This window comes from Pseudomonas fluvialis (assembly GCF_002835605.1).
Classification (GTDB): Bacteria; Pseudomonadota; Gammaproteobacteria; order Pseudomonadales; family Pseudomonadaceae; genus Aquipseudomonas; species Aquipseudomonas fluvialis.
Map to the genome: position 1 here is coordinate 29083 of NZ_PIYS01000005.1, position 21307 is coordinate 50389.

General features: G+C 61.1%; 19 protein-coding genes. 5 read left to right on the forward strand and 14 right to left on the reverse strand.

Annotated features, from left to right (window positions below; translation table 11 throughout):
* Nucleotides 1-82: 82 nt before the first annotated feature.
* Nucleotides 83-616 carry a DUF2062 domain-containing protein gene (locus CW360_RS04010; protein ID WP_093987230.1) on the forward strand — a complete coding sequence of 178 codons (534 nt, stop codon included), beginning with the start codon at nucleotides 83-85 and terminating at the stop codon, nucleotides 614-616.
* Here the strand turns inward: CW360_RS04010 and CW360_RS04015 are convergent.
* The 3 genes from CW360_RS04015 to CW360_RS04025 are packed head-to-tail and all read right to left on the reverse strand — an operon-like array spanning nucleotide 607 to nucleotide 3786.
* Nucleotides 607-1854 (reverse strand): lipoprotein-releasing ABC transporter permease subunit, encoded by a 1248-nt coding sequence (locus CW360_RS04015; protein ID WP_101192835.1) that lies wholly within the window; start codon nucleotides 1852-1854, stop codon nucleotides 607-609. The genes CW360_RS04010 and CW360_RS04015 overlap by 10 nt on opposite strands.
* Nucleotides 1854-2537 carry a lipoprotein-releasing ABC transporter ATP-binding protein LolD gene (gene lolD / locus CW360_RS04020; protein ID WP_093987228.1) on the reverse strand — a complete coding sequence of 228 codons (684 nt, stop codon included), beginning with the start codon at nucleotides 2535-2537 and terminating at the stop codon, nucleotides 1854-1856. Before lolD ends, CW360_RS04015 begins: the two co-directional genes overlap by 1 nt.
* Nucleotides 2530-3786: a lipoprotein-releasing ABC transporter permease subunit gene (locus CW360_RS04025; RefSeq protein WP_093987227.1), complete on the reverse strand. Its 1257-nt coding sequence runs from the start codon at nucleotides 3784-3786 to the stop codon at nucleotides 2530-2532. The genes lolD and CW360_RS04025 overlap by 8 nt, the downstream gene beginning before the upstream one ends.
* Nucleotides 3787-3953: 167 nt before the next feature.
* Here CW360_RS04025 and CW360_RS04030 point away from each other — a divergent pair, with 167 nt between their 5' ends.
* Genes CW360_RS04030 through CW360_RS04040 form a run of 3 tightly spaced genes read left to right on the forward strand, consistent with a single transcriptional unit; the run spans nucleotide 3954 to nucleotide 5547 of the window.
* A complete protein-coding gene (locus CW360_RS04030; protein ID WP_093987226.1) occupies nucleotides 3954-4532 on the forward strand; it encodes a PilZ domain-containing protein in 579 nt (192 codons plus the stop codon).
* Nucleotides 4529-4828: a phosphodiesterase gene (locus CW360_RS04035; RefSeq protein WP_093987225.1), complete on the forward strand. Its 300-nt coding sequence runs from the start codon at nucleotides 4529-4531 to the stop codon at nucleotides 4826-4828. The genes CW360_RS04030 and CW360_RS04035 overlap by 4 nt, the downstream gene beginning before the upstream one ends.
* Nucleotides 4825-5547 carry a glycerophosphodiester phosphodiesterase gene (locus tag CW360_RS04040; protein ID WP_101192836.1) on the forward strand — a complete coding sequence of 241 codons (723 nt, stop codon included), beginning with the start codon at nucleotides 4825-4827 and terminating at the stop codon, nucleotides 5545-5547. The genes CW360_RS04035 and CW360_RS04040 overlap by 4 nt, the downstream gene beginning before the upstream one ends.
* Before the next feature lie 137 nt (nucleotides 5548-5684).
* Here CW360_RS04040 and sthA read toward each other — a convergent pair whose 3' ends face one another.
* The 11 genes from sthA to CW360_RS04095 form a co-directional block, all read right to left on the reverse strand.
* On the reverse strand, nucleotides 5685-7079 hold the full coding sequence (sthA, locus tag CW360_RS04045; RefSeq protein ID WP_093987223.1) for a Si-specific NAD(P)(+) transhydrogenase: 1395 nt from the start codon (nucleotides 7077-7079) through the stop codon (nucleotides 5685-5687).
* A 107-nt stretch (nucleotides 7080-7186) separates the two neighbouring features.
* Nucleotides 7187-7414, reverse strand: a complete 228-nt coding sequence (gene nqrM / locus CW360_RS04050; protein ID WP_093987222.1) for a (Na+)-NQR maturation NqrM — start codon at nucleotides 7412-7414, stop codon at nucleotides 7187-7189.
* A 2-nt stretch (nucleotides 7415-7416) separates the two neighbouring features.
* Entirely contained in the window at nucleotides 7417-8436 is a 1020-nt protein-coding gene (locus CW360_RS04055; protein ID WP_101192837.1) for an FAD:protein FMN transferase, read from the reverse strand.
* Between the two features lies 1 nt (nucleotide 8437).
* A complete protein-coding gene (gene nqrF, locus CW360_RS04060) occupies nucleotides 8438-9664 on the reverse strand; it encodes an NADH:ubiquinone reductase (Na(+)-transporting) subunit F (RefSeq protein ID WP_093987220.1) in 1227 nt (408 codons plus the stop codon).
* A 15-nt stretch (nucleotides 9665-9679) separates the two neighbouring features.
* Nucleotides 9680-10288: an NADH:ubiquinone reductase (Na(+)-transporting) subunit E gene (nqrE, locus tag CW360_RS04065; protein ID WP_093987219.1), complete on the reverse strand. Its 609-nt coding sequence runs from the start codon at nucleotides 10286-10288 to the stop codon at nucleotides 9680-9682.
* Nucleotides 10288-10962 (reverse strand): NADH:ubiquinone reductase (Na(+)-transporting) subunit D, encoded by a 675-nt coding sequence (locus CW360_RS04070; protein WP_170307353.1) that lies wholly within the window; start codon nucleotides 10960-10962, stop codon nucleotides 10288-10290. Before CW360_RS04070 ends, nqrE begins: the two co-directional genes overlap by 1 nt.
* A complete protein-coding gene (locus CW360_RS04075) occupies nucleotides 10959-11729 on the reverse strand; it encodes a Na(+)-translocating NADH-quinone reductase subunit C (protein ID WP_093987217.1) in 771 nt (256 codons plus the stop codon). Before CW360_RS04075 ends, CW360_RS04070 begins: the two co-directional genes overlap by 4 nt.
* Complete coding sequence (locus CW360_RS04080; protein ID WP_093987216.1) at nucleotides 11722-12933, reverse strand: NADH:ubiquinone reductase (Na(+)-transporting) subunit B; 1212 nt, start codon at nucleotides 12931-12933, stop codon at nucleotides 11722-11724. Before CW360_RS04080 ends, CW360_RS04075 begins: the two co-directional genes overlap by 8 nt.
* Nucleotides 12934-12936: 3 nt before the next feature.
* The gene (locus tag CW360_RS04085; protein WP_101192838.1) at nucleotides 12937-14274 is read right to left on the reverse strand and encodes a Na(+)-translocating NADH-quinone reductase subunit A; all 1338 of its coding nucleotides are present in this window, start codon (nucleotides 14272-14274) and stop codon (nucleotides 12937-12939) included.
* Nucleotides 14275-14700: 426 nt separating this feature from the next.
* A complete protein-coding gene (locus CW360_RS04090; protein ID WP_170307354.1) occupies nucleotides 14701-16086 on the reverse strand; it encodes an amino acid permease in 1386 nt (461 codons plus the stop codon).
* 169 nt (nucleotides 16087-16255) lie between these two features.
* The gene (locus tag CW360_RS04095; protein WP_093987213.1) at nucleotides 16256-17722 is read right to left on the reverse strand and encodes a glyceraldehyde-3-phosphate dehydrogenase; all 1467 of its coding nucleotides are present in this window, start codon (nucleotides 17720-17722) and stop codon (nucleotides 16256-16258) included.
* Nucleotides 17723-17864: 142 nt separating this feature from the next.
* Here CW360_RS04095 and mfd point away from each other — a divergent pair, with 142 nt between their 5' ends.
* The gene (gene mfd / locus CW360_RS04100; RefSeq protein WP_101192839.1) at nucleotides 17865-21302 is read left to right on the forward strand and encodes a transcription-repair coupling factor; all 3438 of its coding nucleotides are present in this window, start codon (nucleotides 17865-17867) and stop codon (nucleotides 21300-21302) included.
* Nucleotides 21303-21307 lie beyond the last annotated feature (5 nt).

The following is a 21307-nucleotide window of genomic DNA, read 5'->3' on the forward strand; positions in this document are numbered from 1 at the left end:
CATATGCCCGCACAATTTCGTCACAGCGGAGCTGCCTGCATACGTGCATAATGTGCGCGCTTACGCCTGCCAGAGAGCCTTCATGCCGCGTCGTTTCATCAAGCGCTACATGCCCCATCCCGATCGCATCAAGGGCAACAAGTCACTGCGCTTCCTCGGTGCGCTCATTCACGATCCCAATCTCTGGCATCTGAATCGCCATTCGGTTGCACGAGCCATGGCTATCGGGCTGTTCTGGGCGATGATTCCCATGCCCATGCAGATGCTCGCTGCCGCAGCGCTGGCCATTCCGCTGCGCGCCAACCTGCCGATATCCGTTGGCCTGGTATGGCTGACCAACCCGGTAACCATGCCTCCGGTGTTCTATTGCAGCTACAAGGTCGGCGCTGGCTTGCTAGGCATTCCTTCATTGGCCATGCCGGAAGAAATCACCCTGGGCTGGCTGACGGATGTCCTGCTGACCCACTGGCAGCCGTTATATCTGGGCTCACTGGTGCTGGGCATCGTTCTCGCCGGCACGGCTTACCTGGCAACCCATTACTACTGGCGACGCTGGGTGCGCCGCAACTGGCGCAAGCGCCAGGAACGGCGGCGCCAGCGCAATCCTCACTCGTAACGCAGCGCTTCCGCCGGCTCGGTCTGCGCGGCACGCCACGCCGGGTAAAGCGTAGCCAGGAAACTCAGCGACAAGCCAGCCGCACAGATCAGCGCCACATCAGCCCACTGCAATTGCGAAGGCAGGCTGCTGATGACATAGAGATCCGCTGCAAATACCTGCTGGCCACTCAACTGCTCGAACCAGGCCATCCAGGCGCTCAGATTGAGGGCAGCAATCACCCCCAGCAGTGCACCCGTCAGCGTACCCACCGCGCCGATCACGCTACCTTGCACCATGAATACTCGCATCACCTGCCCCGGCGTCATACCCAGCGTACGCAGGATGGCGATATCCGCACGTTTGTCAGCCACCACCATGATCAGGGTAGCAACGATGTTGAAAGCCGCTACCGCGATGATCAGCATCAGCAGCAGGCCAATCATGGTTTTCTCCATCTGCATGGCGCTGAACAGGCTGCCCTGGGTCTGGCTCCAGTCACGCAACAGATAACCCTCGCCCAACTCACCGGCCAGGCGAGCAGACAGCTCAGGGGCCTCGCGCAGATCACGCAATGCCAGACGCAGGGCAGGCACCTGCCCGGCCTGCAGACCCAGCATCTCGCCACTGTCCTGCACATGCACCAGGCCCATGCTGGCATCCAGATCAGCCCCCACCTTGAACACCCCGACCAGGGTCAGGCGGTGCAGGCGCGGTGTGATACCGGCGGCTGTCTCGCTGGCCTGCGGAATGATCAGGGTCAGCTTGTCGCCGAGCGCCAGGCGCAGTCGACGCACCGTAAGATCGCCGAGGATCACTCCGTATTCTCCGGCACGCAGCTCTTCCAGGCGACCCGCACGCAGATGAGCGGCCATCTGTGATACCGCCGCCTCATCGGGTGGTGACACGCCGGTAATCTGGATCGGCTGCATGGCCCCCTTGTGCGACAGCATGCCATCGATTTCCGCATAGGGAGCCGTACCGATCACCCGCGGCTCAAAGCGCTTGATGCGCTCGGCCAGCGCCTGCCAGTCGGCAATACCAGCGTGCTGGCTGACACTGGCATGTGCCAGGGTACCAAGGATGCGCTTGCTCATTTCCTGCTGGAAACCGTTCATCACCGAGAGCACCACGATCATTGCCAGCACACCCAGTGCCAGCCCGAGCATGGAGGTCAGGGAAATGAAGGAAATGAACTGGTTACGACGCCGCGCACGGGTATAGCGCAAGCCGATGAACAAACTGGCCGGACGCAACATCAGGCAGCCACCAGCTTGCCGTCCTGCAGGCGCAGCACGCGATCCATACGCGCAGCCAGCTGCACATCATGGGTGACCACCAGGAAAGCCGTATCGAGCGTCTGCGACAACTCCAGCATCAGCGCCTGAATGCTCTCTGCCGTATGCTGGTCCAGGTTACCGGTGGGTTCATCCAGCAAGACCAGCGCTGGCTGGTTGACCAAGGCCCGGGCAATCGCCACCCGCTGGCGCTCACCACCGGACAACTCGGCAGGCTTGTGCGCCAGCCGGTGGCCCAGACCAACACGCTCCAGCAAGGCTGTGGCACGTGCACGCACTTCACTAAGCGGTGCCTGCCCGAGCAGCAATGGCATGGCCACGTTCTCCAGCGCGGTGAACTCAGCCAACAGGTGATGGAACTGGTAGACGAAACCTAGGGCACGGTTGCGCAACAGACCGCGCGCCCGCTCATTGAGGGCCGATAATTCCTCGCCAGCCAGCCATACGCTGCCTCGCGTGGGCGTATCCAAACCGCCCAGCATGTTCAACAGAGTGCTCTTGCCCGAGCCGGAGCTACCGATGATGGCTACCCGTTCGCCAGGCCGCAAACTCAGCTCCACACCATTCAACACCTCGACGCGGGCCGGACCTTCCTCGTAACTCTTGCCCAGATCACGGCACTGCAACACCACCTTGTCATTCATAACGCAACGCCTCCGCAGGCTGGGTGCGCGCCGCACGCCAGGCCGGATACAAAGTAGCCAGGAAACTCAGCAGCAAGGCCGCCGCACACACAATCAGCACATCTGCCAGCTGTACGCGCGACGGCAGGTAATCGATGAAATACACCTCGGCGCTGAGGAAACGCATGCCCAGGCTACGCTCCACCCAGGCGATCAGCGCACTGATATTGAGTGCCGCGAGCACGCCGAGCAGCGCACCCAGCAGTGTGCCAACCACGCCAATGAAGCAACCCTGCACCATGAAGGTGGCAAGAATCTGCCGGGGCGTGGCGCCCAGGGTACGCAGGATGGCGATGTCAGCCTTCTTGTCGGTCACCACCATGACCAGTGTCGAGACGATATTGAACGCAGCCACCGCAACAATCAGCAGCAGCAACAGGCCGATCATGGTCTTTTCCATGCGAATGGCCTGGTAAAGGTTGCCATGGCTACGCGTCCAGTCGCGCGCATAGAACTGCTCGCGACCCAGCTGTTCGACCAACTGCCAGGCGGTTTGCGGTGCCTGGAACAAATCTGCCAGCTGCAGGCGCAGCCCCTGCACCTGATCCGCCTGCCAACGCAGCAAGCGCGCCGCATCCTGGCGGTGCACCAATGCCACATGGCCGTCGACCTCACCGGCTCCGACATGGAACAGCCCGACCAGGGTAAAACGCTTCATGCGCGGGAACATGCCGGCAGGCGTCAACGCCACCTCGGGCGCCACGAACGTCACCCGGTCGCCCAATTGCAGCCCTAGACGCTGTGCGGCGGTATCGCCCAATACGATGCCGAACTCGCCCGGCTGCAAGGCCGCCAGGCTGCCCTGCCCTGGCAGGAAAAAGTCCTCGATGATCGATACTCGCGCCTCAAGTGACGGCTCGATGGCGTTGATCAGCACCTTTTGCACCTGACCGTTACCTGTCAGCAGCCCCTGCATCTGCGTAAAGGGCGCACTGGCCAGCACGCCAGGCTGCGACTCCACCTGGCGCGCCAGTCCCTGCCAGTCGCTTAGCGGTTGACCGGCCTCCAGGGTGGCATGTGGCACCATGCCGAGGACACGATGGCGCATCTCATAGTCGAAGCCATTCATCACCGACAGCACCAGAATCATCACCAGCACACCCAGTGCCAGGCCAATGATCGAGGTCAGAGAAATAAAGGAAACGAAGTGACTACGCCGACGGGCGCGTGTGTAGCGAGCGCCGATGAAAAGGGGCAGCGGTCTGAACATGCTTCGGGAAACTCATCAGAAAGGGAGTCGGCACCATGCCCTGCGAGAGAACGGCGACAATCGCCCGGGCGTCCATGCAAGCTCGGCGATCTTTGCCGAAGGTCCTGCTGGCGAGGGCTGGCAAGCAGCGTTTACACTCGGACCACCGACACTGATCTGGGTTCGCCATGTCCACGCCAGAGGCGGATGACCGCCGCGAATACTACCGTATCGAAGACACCATCGCACTGGATTTCCGCCTGCTCAGCGGCCCGGAAGCCCAGCCCAGCAGCGTGCTCAACGATTCCTCGCCACTGTTCAACCTGCTCAGCGACCTGCACCTGCTGGACTATGAGTCGCAGCACCTGCTGCGCCACATCAGCGAGCGTGACCGCACCCTGGCCAGCTACCTCAAGGTGATCAACAAACGCATCGACCTGCTGGGCCAGGCACTGACGCAAAACCTTCTGCAAGACATCGGCCAGCCCCGCCAGGTAACCCTGTCCGAGGGAGGTGCAGGCTTCATGTGCAATCAGGCACTGGCCGAGGGCAGCCACCTGGCGCTGAAAATGGTACTGATGCCCCAGGCACTCGGCCTGTTGTTGCGCGCCCAGGTCATCCATTGCCAAGCACTCGGCGACGGTCAATACGAAGTAGGTACCGAGTTCGAAGCCCTGACCGAAGCGCAGCGCCAACTACTCGCCCGTCACATATTGCAGAAGCAAGCCTTGCAACGCCGCCAGGCACGCCAGGAAGACAAATCATGAGCCCTCGCCTGTTCCTCTCGCTGAGCCTGCTGATGCCTCTTGCCCCGGCCTGCGCGGAAACCTTGCTGATCCCCCTGGGCAACCAGGCGCAACCTGCCCTGCGCGAAAGCCTGCCGCGCCTGGGAGAAAGCCAGCGCAGCGTACTGGAGCGCTTCGGCCTGCCCGACCATGAACATCCTGCGGTTGGCCAGCCGCCCATTACCCGCTGGGACTATCGCGAGTTTTCGGTGTATTTCGAATACCGCCATGTCATCCGCAGCGTTGCCCATCACCGCCCCACAGCGAGCCAGCCATGACCTTGCTATATGGCCACCGCGGTGCGCGTGGTGAGGCGCCGGAAAATACCCTGGCCAGTTTTCAGCGCTGTCTGGCACAGGGGGTTACCCGCTGCGAACTGGACCTGCACCTGTCCCGCGACGGGCAACTGATGGTCATTCACGACCCGACCCTGCGCCGCACCACAGGACGGCGAGGCAAAGTCAGCCACTATGATGCGGCTGAACTACAGCACATGGATGCACGCCATGGCGGCCCTTCCTGGCCACAACCCTGCCCGATCCCAACACTCGCCGAGCTGTTCGAGCAGTGCGCCTTCGAACACTGGCAACTGGAGGTCAAGAGCGCTTCGCGAACGGGTTCGGCACGCCTGGTGCGGGCCATTGCCGCACTCTGCCAGCAATACGGACTGGTCGAGCAGGTGACCTTAACGTCCAGTTCGCTGACGGTACTCAAGGCCGCCCGGGAGTTGGCCCCTGAGCTGCAACGCGGCCTGGTCGCCGAGCGCGCCTGGCTGGAACCAGTGCGCGTGGCGCAGCGCATGGGCTGCTCACTGCTTGCCCTGAACTGGCAACTGTGCAGCCCGCAACGCCTACAGCGGGCGCAGCGGGCCGGACTGCATGTCTCGGCATGGACGGTTAACCAGCCTTTGCTCATGCAGCGCCTGGCTGCACTGGGCGTGGACAGCCTGATTAGCGACTTCCCTGGCCTGGCCCGCCAAGTCATTGGCAGCCCCTGAATGCATAAAGGCGCAACCCCAGGTCGCGCCTTTATATCGGCCTGCGGGCTACAGGCTTTCCCGATTCGGCCAGGACCAGCGGGACAGCCACTGCAGCACATCCTCCCCGGCCGGCTCAGGCCGCCAGCCGGAGCCGCTCAAAAAAGCCGATTGAGCCCATCAAACGCCGCTACCCGATAGGCTTCAGCCATGGTCGGGTAGTTGAAGGTGGTATTGACGAAGTACTTCAGCGAATTGGCTTCGCCTGGCTGGTTCATGATCGCCTGGCCAATATGCACGATCTCCGAGGCCTGGTAGCCAAAGCAGTGCACACCCAGCACTTGCAAGGTTTCCCGATGGAAGAGGATCTTCAGCATGCCCACCGGCTCAACGGCAATCTGCGCACGGGCCATACCCTTGAAGAAGGCCTTGCCCACTTCATAAGGCACCTTGGCCTGGGTCAGCTCACGCTCGGTCTTGCCGATTGAGCTGATCTCCGGAATGGTGTAGATGCCGGTCGGTACGTCATCGACAAAACGCCAACTGTCATTCTCGACGATACTGCCTGCGGCAGAGCGCCCCTGGTCATAGGCGGCACTGGCCAGACTCGGCCAGCCAATCACATCGCCGGCGGCGTAGATATTGCTGACTTCGGTACGGTAATGCTGGTCAACTTTGATCTGCCCACGGCTGTTGACTTCGATACCGATATTCTCCAGTGCCAGCGAGTCAGTATTGCCGGTCCGGCCGTTGCACCAGAGCAATGCATCGGCCTTGATCTTCTTGCCCGACTTCAGGTGCAGCACGACACCGTTTTCCACCCCCTCGATACGTTCGTACTCCTCGTTGTGACGGATGATCACATTGGAGTTGCGCAGGTGATAGCTCAACGCATCGGAGATCTCATCATCCAGGAAGCTAAGCAGCTGATCGCGGTTGTCGATCAGGTCGATCAGCACGCCAAGCCCACTGAAGATGGAGGCATATTCGCAACCAATCACCCCGGCACCATAGATGATCATGCGCCGCGGGGTATGGCTAAGCGTCAGGATGGTATCGCTGTCATAGATACGCGGGTGAGTGAAATCGATATCTGCCGGCCGGTAGGGACGTGATCCGGTAGCGATGACGATTTGCTTGGCGACCAAGCGCTCAACCACACCATTGAGACAAACCACCTCGATACTGTGCTCATCGGCAAAACTGGCGGTTCCGAAAAAACTGTCGATCCGGTTACGCGCGTAGTAGCCGGTGCGCGAGGCCACCTGCTTGCTGATCACCCGCTCGGCACTTTTCAATACATCCGGAAAGGAAAACCAACGTGGCTCACCAATCTGGCGAAATAGCGGGTTGGTATTGTATTGCATGATCTGTCGCACAGAGTGGCGCAAGGCCTTGGAGGGAATGGTACCAAGGTGCGTGCAGTTGCCACCGACCAGCGGACGGTTGTCCACCACCGCCACCTTGCGCCCTGCCTTGGCGGCATTCATCGCCGCCCCCTCGCCCGCCGGGCCAGTCCCCAGCACCACTACATCGTAGTTATAGACAGCCATGCTTACTCCTTGGGGAAATGCCGGGCGCCTTGTGGGCACAAGCCAGGCATCGCCTGATTGTTATAGGTAGCTGCTGCCAGGCTACGCCGGCAGACAGCTGGGCGCCATTAGCGCTTGGTCGCGTCGTAGGCCTGAGCCTCCGGCTGCGCGGATTTGTCGCGATTCACTTCTTCACACTTCTCACGCACGCCGCCGCAAATCGAGCACTCCTTTTCGATGCCCAGATTGGCGATACCACCACAGGAACCGGCGATCGGCTTGCGCCCCATGATCACGCCGACCGCCATGGCCAGCACCACCAGCAGCATGAACAAAAAAACCAGTAGCCAGGTCATGCTCAGTTCTCCTCTGTAGCGAAGCGTTGGGTAAACACACTACTCGCCTGTGAGACAAACTCACCCTTGACGCGACTGACGAACAACGCCGCCAGTTGTTCCTTCTCCGCATAGGCCAGGCCTTGCTCCGGCCCCAGCACCATGAGCAGGGTAGACAGGCCATCGGCTTGCAACGCCGACTCATGCAGCACGGTGACCGCCGCCAGGGCATGGCTCACCGGATGTCCGGTACGCGGGTCGAGGGTATGCGACAGTCGCACACCGTTTTCCTCGTAGTAATTGCGGTAGTCACCTGAAGTCGACACCGACCAACCGTCAATGTTCAGTACCTGCTGGGCCACCTGGCGATCCTCGCGCGGTGCTTCGACACCGATACGCCAGGAAGAACCATCAGGCTTATGACCACGGGCCTGCAACTCGCCGGTAATTTCCACCAGATAGTTGTGAATACCTTGGCTACGCAGGTAGGCAGATACCTGATCAACGGCATAACCGGCGGCAATGCTGTTGAACTCCAGTTGCAGGTCAATATCCTTGCACAGCTGCTCACCCTCGATACGCACATGCTGCAAACCAATCTGCTGCAGAACACCGGCAATCGCTGCCGCCTCCGGCACCTGCTGGCCACGCGACTGCGGGCCGAAGCCCCATAGATTGAGCAAAGGCTCCAGGGTCAGGTCGAACGCTCCTGCGCTGCGTTGTGCCAGGCTCTGCCCGAAGGCGGTCAGCTGCACAACGCTTGGCGGCATAGCCAGGCACTGCCCTGCTGGCAACGCATTGAAGCGCTGCAGGTCGGAGTCGCTACGGTAGGTAGACACTTGTCGATCAAGCGTGGAAAGAATGTCGTCGACCGCGGCACGCACCTCCTCGACCGTCGGCGCCTGCGAACTGCGCACGTATTTGATCGAGTAGGTACTGCCCATGGTCGGCCCGGCAAACTGCTCCAGGGTGTCGGAGCAGCCTGCCAGGGTTGCCGCCGTCAGGACGACGGCAGCGAGAGGGCCAAACCAGCGTGGGAACATGTCAGCCGCCGAAGTCGTCCAGCAGAATGTTCTCGCGCTCTACACCCAAGTCCAGCAACATCTTGATGACCGCTGCGTTCATCATGGGCGGGCCGCACATGTAGAACTCGCAATCTTCCGGTGCCGGATGATCACGCAGGTAGTTCTCGTACAGCACGTTGTGGATGAAACCAGTCAGACCATTCCAGTTGTCCTCGGGCTGCGGATCGGACAACGCCAAATGCCACTTGAAGTTGTCGTTCTCGGCCTGCAGCTGGTCATATTCCTCGACATAGAACGCTTCGCGCATGGAGCGCGCACCGTACCAGAAGCTGATCTTGCGCTTGGATTTCAAACGCTTGAGCTGGTCGAAGATGTGCGAACGCATCGGCGCCATACCGGCACCGCCACCAATGAACACCATCTCGTTGTCGGTATCCTTGGCAAAGAACTCACCAAAGGGACCGTACACGGTGATCTTGTCGCCCGGTTTGAGGCTGAACACATAGGACGACATCTTGCCCGGCGGAATCTCATCCTTGCCGGGGGGCGGCGAAGCAATACGGATATTGAACTTGACCAGGCCGCGCTCTTCCGGATAGTTCGCCATCGAGTAGGCACGAATCACCGTCTCGTCGACCTTGGACACGTAGCGCCACATGTTGAACTTGTCCCAGTCGCCGCGGTATTCCGGCTGGATATCGAAGTCCTTGTAGTTGACCACATGCGGCGGGCACTCCAACTGCACATAACCACCGGCGCGGAAATCGACGTTCTCACCTTCCGGCAGCTTGAGAGTCAGCTCCTTGATGAAGGTGGCCACGTTGGGGTTGGATTCCACCGTGCATTCCCACTTCTTCACGCCGAAGACTTCTTCCGGTACCTCGATCTTCATGTTCTGCTTGACCGGGGTCTGACAGGACAGGCGCCAGCCGGCCTTGGCCTCGCGCTTGGTGAAGTGCGACTCCTCGGTCGGCAGCATTTCGCCACCACCCGACTCGACTACGCACTTGCACTGCGCGCACGTACCGCCACCACCACAGGCAGAAGACAGGAAGATGCTGTTATCTGCCAGGGTCTGCAGCAGCTTACCCCCCGCAGGAACAGTAATGGTTTTTTCGCCATTGATCTCGATGGTCACATCACCACTGGATACCAGCTTGGCACGTGCAACCAGGATCACCAGCACCAACGCCAGGACAATGGCGGTGAACATGCCGATGGCAAGAAAAATTTCAAAGTTGATCATATGCTCACCCGTTCCTTACAGCTGCACGCCGGAGAAGGACATGAAGCCCAGCGACATCAGGCCGATGGTGATGAAGGTGATGCCCAACCCCTGAAGGCCATCAGGCACATCGCTGTACTTCAACTTTTCACGAATGCCAGCCAGCAAGGCAATGGCCAGCGCCCACGAAAAGCCGGAGCCGACACCGTAGACGACACTCTCGGAAAGGTTGTAGTCCCGTTCGACCATGAACAACGTGCCACCCATGATGGCGCAGTTCACAGTGATCAGCGGCAGGAAAACACCCAAGGCGTTGTACAGCGAGGGCACGTACTTATCCAGGAGCATTTCCATGATCTGTACGATCGCCGCGATCACCCCGATATAGCTGAGCAAACCAAGAAAGGACAGATCGACTTCCGGCAGACCTGCCCAAGCCAGGGCGCCATCCTTGAGCAGATAGGCATAGATCAGGTTGTTGGCAGGCACGGTAATGGTTTGCACCACGACAACCGCGATACCCAGGCCGATCGCTGTTTCGACCTTCTTGGAGATAGCGATGAAGGTACACATGCCCAGGAAGAAGGCCAGCGCCATGTTCTCAATGAACACCGCCTTCACGAACAGGCTAATGTAATGTTCCATTAGTAAGCCTCCTTATCCGAGACATGCGGTGCCATGCGGAAAGCCGGCTTTTCCAGTTGATCCTTTTTCCAGCTGCGCAATGCCCAGATGATCAGGCCAATCAGGAAGAACGCCGAAGGCGGCAACAGCAACAGACCATTGGGCTGATACCAGCCACCATCATTGACCACCGGAATGATCTCGTAACCCAGCAGCTTGCCGGCGCCAAACAGCTCACGCACGGTTCCCAGCACGATCAACATGGCACTGTAGCCCAGACCGTTACCGATACCGTCGAAGAACGACAGTACCGGCGGGTTCTGCATGGCAAAGGCTTCAGCACGGCCCATCACGATGCAGTTGGTGATGATCAGGCCGACGAACACCGACAGCTGTTTGGACAGCGAGTAGGCATAGGCCTTGAGCACCTGATCAACCACGATCACCAATGAAGCGATGATCACCATCTGCACGATCATGCGGATCGAGCTGGGGATCTGGCTGCGGATCATCGAGATGAACAGGTTGGAGAAGCCGGTCACCAGCGTCAGTGCCAGCGACATCACCAGTGCTGTCTTGAGGTTGGAGGTAACCGCCAGAGCGGAACAGATACCGAGAATCTGCAGGCCGATCGGGTTGTTGTTGAAAATCGGATTAAGCAGAACTTCCTTGATGGTTGGTTGCGACATGATCAAGCCTCCCCTGCACGCAGATGGGCGATGAAGGGACCGAAGCCGCTCTGGCCAAGCCAGAACTGCAACAGATTGTGGACACCATTACTGGTCAACGTGGCCCCGGCCAGGGAGTCCACCTGGTGGTCACCCTGAGCCCCCTTGACAACGCCAACGGCCAGTTTGCCATCGGCATCGAACAGGGTCTTGCCAGGCCACAGGCCCTTCCACTTCGGATTGTCTACTTCGCCGCCCAGGCCGGGAGTTTCCCCATGCTGGTAGAAACCCATGCCAACCACGGTATTCAGATCACCCTTGATGGCCATGAAACCGTACAGGGTCGACCACAGCCCATAGCCACGCACCGGCAGAATCAGCGTTTCCAGCTGACCGTCTTTCTCTACCATGTAAACCGTGCTGTAGCGTTCCTGACGCTTGATACCGGCAATATCCTCACCACCCGGAAGAACCTTGGACAGTTTGGGATCCTTGGCTGCCTTGAGCGGGTCGAAGGTCGCAACGTTTTGTGCGTCGCTGAACTTACCCGTCTGCAGGTCGACAATGCGGGCCTTGATGCTGCTCTTGTACAGCGCCTTGACCTCGCGTGCCGACATCCCCGGCTGACCGAGGCCAGCGATGCTGAGGATACTGCGCTGCTTGTCGAGGACACGGTTCTCAATTTGTGTCGGTTTCAGGGCAATGGCCGCGCCGGCGACGAATACCGAGCACACCAGGCACACCAGAACCGCCACCGTCAGCGTACGGACGGTGGATTCTTTTTGACTAGACATTGCGTGCCAGCCTCCGCTTGATATTGGCCTGAATGACGAAATGGTCGATCAGCGGGGCAAACAGGTTGGCGAACAGAATCGCCAGCATCATGCCCTCGGGGAAGGCCGGGTTGACCACACGGATCAATACCACCATCACCCCGATCAGTGCGCCGAAGAACCACTTGCCGGTATTGGTCATGGACGCCGACACCGGATCAGTGGCCATGAAGATCATGCCGAAGGCGAAACCGCCGACGACCAGGTGCCAATACCAGGGCATGGCGAACATCGGATTGCTGTCGGAGCCGATCAGGTTGAACAGCGTCGACAGCCCCACCATGCCAATCATCACCCCGGCGACAATGCGCCAGGCCGCGATACGGGTCAGCAGCAGGAAGAAACCACCGATAAGAATGGCCAACGTGCTGGTCTCACCCATCGAGCCCTGCACGGTACCGATGAACGCCTGGCTCCAGCTGATGCCTTGGCCAATCACGTTCTCGATACCCCCCGCCGCAGCCAGGCTCAGCGCAGTAGCGCCAGCAAAGCCGTCGACGGCCGTCCATACCATGTCACCGGACATCTGCGCCGGGTAGGCAAAGAACAGGAAGGCACGACCCGTAAGGGCCGGGTTGAGGAAGTTCTTGCCGGTACCACCAAACACTTCCTTGCCGATCACCACGCCGAAGCTGATGCCCAGCGCTACCTGCCACAGCGGAATGCTCGGCGGCAGAATCAGGGCAAACAGGATCGAGGTTACGAAGAAACCTTCGTTGACTTCGTGCTTGCGAATCGAGGCAAACAAGACTTCCCAGAAACCACCCACGATAAACGCCGTCAGGTACACCGGCAGGAAGTAGGCAGCACCCTGGATCAGGTTGTCCCACAGGCTGCCGGCATCGAATCCTGCCAGCGCACCGACCAGGCCGAAGCGCCAGCCGTCCTGTGCCGCCAGCAACTCGGGATTACTGGCAAAGATGCTGTTGGCCTGGAAACCGATGTTCCACATACCGAAGAACATCGCCGGGAAGGTACACAGCCAAACGGTAATCATCATGCGTTTGAGGTCAATGCCGTCACGCACATGGGCCGTTGTCTTGGTTACGCTGCCCGGACGATAGAAGAAGGTATCGACGGCTTCGTAGAGCGCATACCAGTTCTGGTACTTGCCCCCCTTCTCGAAGTTGTGTTCGATCTTGTCGAGGAACTGACGAATCCCCATGGCTTAACCCTCCTTCTCGATACGGGTGAGGTTGTCACGCAGGATCGGACCGTACTCGTACTTGCCTGCACAGACGTAGCTGCACAGGGCCAGGTCTTCCTCATCCAGCTCAAGGCAGCCAAGCTTCTGGGCCATCTCGGTATCGCCGACGATCAGCAGGCGCAGCAACTGGGTGGGCAGGATGTCCAGCGGCATGACTTTTTCATAGTTACCCACCGGCACCATGGCACGCGGACTGCCATTGGTCGTGGTGGTAAAGTCGAAGCGCTTGCCGCCCATCAGTTTGGAAACGAACACGTTGAGTACCGAGTGTTTGTTCACACCGGCACGCAGGTAATGCAGCATCTCGCGATCATTGCCTTCAGCCAGGCAACTGACCTGCTGGTGATAGCGCCCCAGATAGGCAAAAGCACCACGAGCATTGCGACCGCCAAACACCGAACCGGAAATCACCCGGTTGTTACCCGGCTTAAGCTCACCGGCGGTCAGCTCGTTCAGGCAGGCGCCCAGACGGGTACGCAGCAAACGCGGCTGCTCAACCACCGGACCACCCAGAGCCACTACGCGCTCAACAGAGAGCTGACCGGTAATAAAGAGTTTGCCGACAGCGATGACGTCCTGATAGCCAATGCTCCAGACCGTTTTATTGGCACTCACCGGATCCAGGAAATGGATATGTGTGCCAGCCAGGCCGGCCGGGTGCGGACCGGCAAAGCTCTCAGTCTTGACCTGCGACAGATTCTCACCGGGCAGTGCGGCGCCAGGCGCCTTGCACAGGAAAACCCGCGCCAGGCGACTCAGCACCTTGAGACCCTGCTCGAAAGCCTCGGCCTGTTCGGCAATCACCAATGCCGGATCAGCGGCCAGCGGATGGGTATCGATGGCGGTCACAAAGATCGAACTGGGCACCGCATCGACTGCCGGCACCTTGCTGTAGGGGCGCGTGCGCAGCGCCGTCCACAGGCCGGACTGCTGCAGGTTGTCGCGCACAGCCTGAGCATCCAGGGTATCCAGTTGCGCAGCGCTATAGCTGGCAAAGGTTTCCTGCTCATCGCCATCCAGGTCGATCACCACGGACTGCAGAACACGCTGCTGGCCACGATGAATAGCACTCACCACGCCCGCACCGGGCGCCGTGAAGACCACGCCGGGATTTTTCTTGTCGGAGAATAGAACCTGGCCGAGTTTAACCCGGTCACCTACCTGCACGTTCATGGTTGGCTTCATACCGTGATAGTCGAAGCCGACAATGGCCACGCTACGTACCGGCCGAGCGGCCTCGATACGCTGCGCGGGCGTGCCGGTGATAGGCAGGTCCAAACCACGCTTGATTGTTATCATAGGGTTCGCCTAATCACTGTTGTGAACTTTTCCCGGGTCAGGTCGTCGCTTGCATGTTGGCAAGGGCGCATCCTGACGGGATGACACCACAGACAACCGCGGGACCCGGAGCAAAAAACCCTCGGATTATAGAGGCGGGCACCCTAACTGGCCACCCGAGACAGTGCTTTTTCTGCCCGAAAAGACAGACTCGCCGGAAGGTTCAAGTCCTTTATGTGCGACATATTGTCATCCCCATAACAGACAAAGCGCCCACCAGGGAATGATCCAAATCATGCCTATCAAAGATCTTGCTGCATTTCGCCAGAAACCAGGCTAGCGCAGCAATACCGAGGAATTTGAGCCCCACGCAACACGCGCGAAAACGCCCCGCACAGACGACGGGGCGTTCATCCGCACAAGGCGGATCAAGCCTTGCAACGCGCTTCAGGCAGTACCGCGACGCTGCCGCAGCCAGTAACAAAAACCGAGCAGCAGCAGCCAGAGCGGAATGGCATAGACCGACAGGTGGATTCCGGGAATCTGCAGCATCACCCAGAGGATCAGCCCCACGAACGCCAGACACAGGTAGTTGGCAAAGGGATACCAAAACGCCCGGAAGTGCGGACGCACACCCTGCGCCTGCAGCGTTTTGCGAAACTTCAGGTGCGACAGACTGATCATCGCCCAGTTGATCACCAGCGAAGCGACCACCAGCGCCATGAGCATCTCCAGAGCCTGTTGCGGTGCCAGGTAGTTGACCACTACGCACAGCAGGGTAATCAACGCCGAGACACCCAGCGCCAGCACCGGGACCCCACGGCGGTTGACCTGCATCAGCGACCTGGGTGCGTCACCCTGCTCGGCCAGCGCATACAGCATGCGACTATTGCAGTACACACCACTGTTGTAGACCGACAGCGCTGCCGTCAGCACCACAAAGTTGAGCAGATGCGCCGCCGTATCACTGCCAATCAGCGAAAAAATCTGCACGAACGGACTGCCGCTGTAGGGATCACCTGCTGCCCCCAGGGTTTCCAGCAACTGATCCCAGGGATAGAGCATCAGCAACACACTGAGCGCACCGATGTAGAAAATCAGAATCCGCCAGATCACCTGATTAATCGCCTTGGGAATGACCTTGCGCGGCTCTTCGGCTTCTGCCGCAGTAATCCCCACCAACTCCAAGCCGCCGAAAGAGAACATGATGATCGCCAGGACCATCAGCAGGCCCTGCCAGCCATTGGGGAAGAAACCGCCATGCGCCCACAGGTTGCTGACTGCCGCCTGCTCGCCACCCTCACCGGAAACCAGCAGGAATACCCCCAGCAGGATCATGCCAATGATCGCCACTACCTTGATCAGCGCGAACCAGAACTCTGTTTCGCCAAACACCTTCACATTGGTCAGGTTGATGGCATTGATCAGCACGAAGAAGGCCGCCGCGGTCGCCCAGGTAGGAATCTCTGGCCACCAGAACTGCACGTACTTACCCACCGCCGTCAGCTCGGCCATGCCTACCAGCACATAAAGCACCCAGTAGTTCCAACCGGACAGAAAGCCGGCGTAGCCGCCCCAGTACTTATGCGCAAAGTGACTGAAAGAACCGGCGACCGGCTCTTCGACGATCATTTCACCCAGTTGGCGCATGATCAGGAAGGCGATGAAACCGGCAATCGCATAGCCAAGGATCATCGAAGGCCCGGCCGAACGCAGCACGCCGGCAGAGCCGAGAAACAGCCCGGTGCCAATCGCGCCACCCAGGGCGATCAGCTGGATATGGCGATTCTGCAAGCCGCGCTTGAGCTCGCCACCCTGCATGGAAGTATCCATTGTCAGTACCTGTAGAACCTGGCACGGGTAGTGCCCGGTGAAAAACCGCTCCCTGGGGATCACCCACGGGAGACCTCAACGAAAAACGGGAGCCGCAGCCCCCGTTCCTTTTTACGCCAGCCAGGGGCCGCACAACCGCCGAAGCAGGTTAGCCACCCCTGCCAGACACTCAGCGCGGGAAGGCCGGCGGGTTGACCCCAGCCATGTCCTCCATCACGCGCACTACCTGGCAACTGTAGCCGAACTCGTTGTCGTACCACACGTAGAGCACCACGCGATTATCGTTGGCAATGGTGGCTTCGGCATCGACCACACCGGCGTGACGCGAGCCGACGAAGTCGGTGGATACCACTTCCTGCGAGCTGACGAAGTCGATCTGCTTCTGCAGATCCGAGTGCATGGCCATCTGGCGCAGGTACTCGTTGATCTCTTCGCGCGTGCAGGCCTTCTCCAGGTTCAGGTTGAGAATGGCCATGGACACGTTCGGCGTCGGCACACGGATGGCGTTGCCGGTCAGCTTGCCTTTCAGCACCGGCAGAGCCTTGGCAGCGGCAGTAGCAGCACCGGTCTCGGTGATCACCATGTTCAGCGCGGCGCTGCGGCCACGACGACTGCCCTTGTGGAAGTTGTCGATCAGGTTCTGGTCGTTGGTGTACGAGTGAACGGTTTCGACATGACCGTTGACGATACCGTACTGGTCATTCACCGCCTTGAGCACCGGCACGATGGCGTTGGTGGTGCAGGACGCCGCGGAGATGATCTTGTCATCGGCGCTGATATCGCCATGGTTGATGCCATGCACGATGTTCTTCAGCGCGCCCTTGCCCGGCGCGGTGAGCACCACGCGGTCGATACCCGGGCACTTCAGGTGCTGGCCCAGCCCCTCGGCGTCACGCCATTTGCCGGTGTTGTCGACCAGCAGGGCATTGTTGATGCCGTACTGGGTGTAGTCGATGGACGCCGGATCGTTGGAGTAGATCACCTGGATCAGGTTGCCGTTGGCGGTAATGGTGTTGCTGGCTTCATCGATGGTGATGGTGCCGTTGAACGGACCATGTACCGAATCACGACGCAGCAGGCTGGCACGCTTGACCAGATCATTCTCGGCGCCTTTGCGCACCACGATGGCGCGCAGACGCAGGCCGTCGCCACCACCGGTCTTCTCGACCAGAATGCGCGCCAGCAGGCGACCAATACGACCGAAGCCGTAAAGCACCACATCGGTACCCTGACGCTTGTTCACGCCTTGCTGACCGACCACGACAGCCAGTTCGTCCTTGACGAACTGCTCGACGCTGCGGCCATTGCCCTCGGCCTTGAACTTGCCGGCCAGCTTGCCCAGGTCGACCGAAGCAGCACCCAGCTTGAGTTCGCTCATCGCCTTGAGCATCGGGAAGGTGTCGTGCACCGACAGCTCAGCCTGATCAGCCAGGCGATGACGGGCGAAGCGATGCGCCTTGAGGATATCGATAACCGAACGGTTGATCAGGCCACGGCCGTAGATCGAGGTCACCACATTGTTATTGCGGTACAGCTGGCCAATCAGCGGAATCATCGCTTCAGCAAGCGCTTCACGATCGATCCATTCACCGAGACACTGGTCGGGCTTCTGAGTCACGGGCAATACCTTCCACATGTAGGGGCTGAAAAAAGGGGCTACATTATGCCCGCACCCATACCTGCCGGGCAATCCGCTGCGCCAGACGGCACGCTGCCCGTGCGCCACGCGGGAACGCTCGCTACAATCGCCGCTCCATTTGCCTGGGGTCGAACCACCCGTGTCCGTTCTGCGCCTACCCAAACTTCCCGCCGCCGCCGGCAAACAGCACTGGGGCAACCTGCCCGGCGCCGCGCTAAGCCTGGCCGTGGCCGAGGCGGCCAGCGCCGCCAAACGCTTAACCCTGCTGCTGACCGCCGATAGCCAAAGCGCCGAGCGCCTGCAGGAAGAACTGGCGTTCTTCGCCCCCGACCTGCCGGTGCTGCACTTCCCGGACTGGGAAACCCTGCCCTACGACGTCTTTTCGCCGCACCAGGACATCATTTCCCAGCGTATCGCCACCCTCTATCGCCTGCCGGAGATCAAGCATGGTGTGCTGGTGGTGCCGATCGCCACCGCCCTGCACCGCCTGGCGCCGACACGCTTCCTGCTCGGTTCCGGCCTGTTGCTGGACGTCGGCCAGAAGCTCGACGTCGAGGAGATGCGCGCGCGCCTGGAGGCCGCGGGCTACCGCTGCGTGGACACCGTCTACGAGCATGGCGAGTTCGCCGTGCGCGGTGCGCTGATCGACCTGTTCCCGATGGGCAGCGAGACGCCCTATCGCATCGACCTGTTCGACGACGAAATCGAGACGCTGCGCACCTTCGACCCGGAGACCCAGCGCTCGGTGGACAAGGTCGAGTCCATCCGCCTGCTGCCGGCCCGCGAGTTCCCGCTGGAGAAGAAGGCCGTTACCGACTTCCGCGGGCGCTTCCGTGAGCGCTTCGACGTCGACTACCGCCGCTGCCCGATCTACCAGGACCTCGCCTCCGGCATCACCCCGGCCGGCATCGAGTACTACCTGCCGCTGTTCTTCGAGGAAACCAGCACCCTGTTCGACTACCTGCCGGGCGACACCCAGGTGTTCTCCCTGCCAGGCATCGAACAGGCCGCCGAGCAGTTCTGGCTGGATGCGCGCACCCGCTACGAGGACCGCCGCGTCGACCCGGAACGCCCGCTGCTGCCGCCGGCCGACATCTTCCTGCCGGTGGAAGACTGCTTCGCCCGCCTGAAGCACTGGCCGCGCGTGGTGGTCGATCACAACGACATCGAGACCGGCGTCGGCCGCGAGCGCTTCGACGCCCGCGCCCTGCCCGACCTGGCCATCCAGGCCAAGGCCAGCGAGCCGCTGGCCGCCCTGCGCCGCTTCATCGAGGAATATTCGGGGCGGGTGCTGTTCTGCGCCGAGTCCGCCGGCCGCCGCGAGGTGCTGCTGGAACTGCTCGCCCGCCTCAAGCTCAAGCCGCTGGAAGTGGCCGACTGGCATGAATTCACCGCCAGCCGCGAGCGCCTGGCCATCTGCATCGCCCCGCTGGACGAGGGCCTGCTGCTCGACCAGATCGCCCTGATCGCCGAGAGCCCGCTGTTCGGCCAACGGGTCATGCAGCGCCGCCGCCGCGAGAAATCCCGCGACGGCGGCGACAACGTGATCAAGAACCTCACCGAGCTGCGCGAAGGCGCGCCGGTGGTGCACATCGACCACGGCGTGGGCCGCTACCTGGGCCTGGTGACCATGGAATTCGACGGCCAGGCCGCCGAGTTCCTCGCCCTGATGTACGCCGAGGAAGCCAAGCTCTACGTGCCGGTGGCCAGCCTGCACCTGATCGCCCGCTACACCGGCAGCGACGACGCCCTGGCACCGCTGCACCGCCTGGGCTCGGAGACCTGGCAGAAGGCCAAGCGCAAGGCCGCCGAGCAGGTGCGAGACGTGGCCGCCGAGCTGCTCGACATCTACGCCCGCCGTGCCGCCCGCGAGGGCCATGCGTTCAAAGACCCGGCCGCCGACTACGCCACCTTCAGCGCCGGCTTCCCCTTCGAGGAAACCCCGGACCAGCAGGCCGCCATCGACGCGGTGCGCGCCGACATGCTGGCCGGCAAGCCAATGGATCGCCTGGTCTGCGGCGACGTCGGCTTCGGCAAGACCGAGGTGGCCATGCGCGCGGCCTTTATCGCCGTACACAGCGGCAAGCAGGTGGCGGTGCTGGTGCCCACCACCCTGCTCGCCCAGCAGCACTACAACAGCTTCCGCGACCGCTTTGCCGACTGGCCGGTAACCGTGGAGGTAATGAGCCGCTTCAAGACCGCCAAGGAAGTCAACGAGGCGGTGGCCAAGCTGGCCGAGGGCAAGATCGACATCGTCATCGGCACCCACAAGCTGCTGCAGGACGATGTGCGCTTCAAGGACCTCGGCCTGTGCATCATCGACGAGGAGCACCGCTTCGGCGTGCGCCAGAAGGAGCAGCTCAAGGCCCTGCGCAGCGAGGTCGACATTCTCACCCTCACCGCCACCCCCATCCCACGCACGCTGAACATGGCGGTGTCGGGCATGCGCGACCTGTCGATCATCGCCACCCCGCCGGCCCGCCGTCTGTCGGTGCGCACCTTCGTCCTGGAGCAGCAGGATTCGGTGATCAAGGAAGCGCTGCTGCGCGAACTGCTGCGTGGCGGCCAGGTGTACTACCTGCACAACGACGTGAAGACCATCGAGAAGTGCGCCGCCGACCTGCAGGCCCTGGTACCCGAGGCACGCGTCGGCATCGGCCACGGGCAGATGCACGAGCGCGAGCTGGAACGGGTGATGAGCGACTTCTACCACAAGCGCTTCAACGTGCTGGTGGCCTCGACCATCATCGAGACCGGCATCGACGTGCCCAGCGCCAACACCATCCTCATCGAGCGTGCCGACAAGTTCGGCCTGGCCCAGCTGCACCAGTTGCGCGGCCGCGTCGGCCGCAGCCACCACCAGGCCTACGCCTACCTGCTCACCCCGCCACGCAAGGGCATGACCGAAGACGCGCAGAAGCGCCTGGAGGCCATCGCCAACGCCCAGGATCTAGGTGCCGGCTTCGTCCTGGCCACCCACGACCTGGAAATCCGCGGCGCTGGCGAACTGCTCGGCGACGGCCAGAGCGGGCAGATCCAGGCAGTCGGCTTCACCCTCTATATGGAAATGCTGGAGCGGGCCGTCAAAGCCATCCGCAAGGGCGAGCAGCCGAACCTGGAGCAACCGCTGGGCGGTGGGCCGGAGGTCAACCTGCGCGTGCCGGCATTGATTCCCGACGACTACCTGCCGGACGTGCATACCCGCCTGATCCTCTACAAGCGCATCGCCTCGGCCGCCGACGAAGACGGCCTGAAGGAATTGCAGGTGGAGATGATCGACCGCTTCGGCCTGCTGCCGGAGCCGACCAAGAACCTAATGCGCCTGACCCTGCTCAAGCTGCAGGCGGAGAAGCTCGGCATCAAGAAGATCGACGCCGGGCCCCAGGGCGGGCGTCTCGAGTTTGCCGCCGACACCTGCGTCGACCCGCTGGTGCTGATCAAGCTGATCCAGAGCCAGCCCAACCGCTACAAATTCGAAGGCGCCACCCTATTCAAGTTCCAAGTACCCATGGAACGCGGCGAAGAGCGCTTCAACACCCTGGAAGCCCTGCTTGATCGGCTGACCGTTAGCTCCTGAGGACA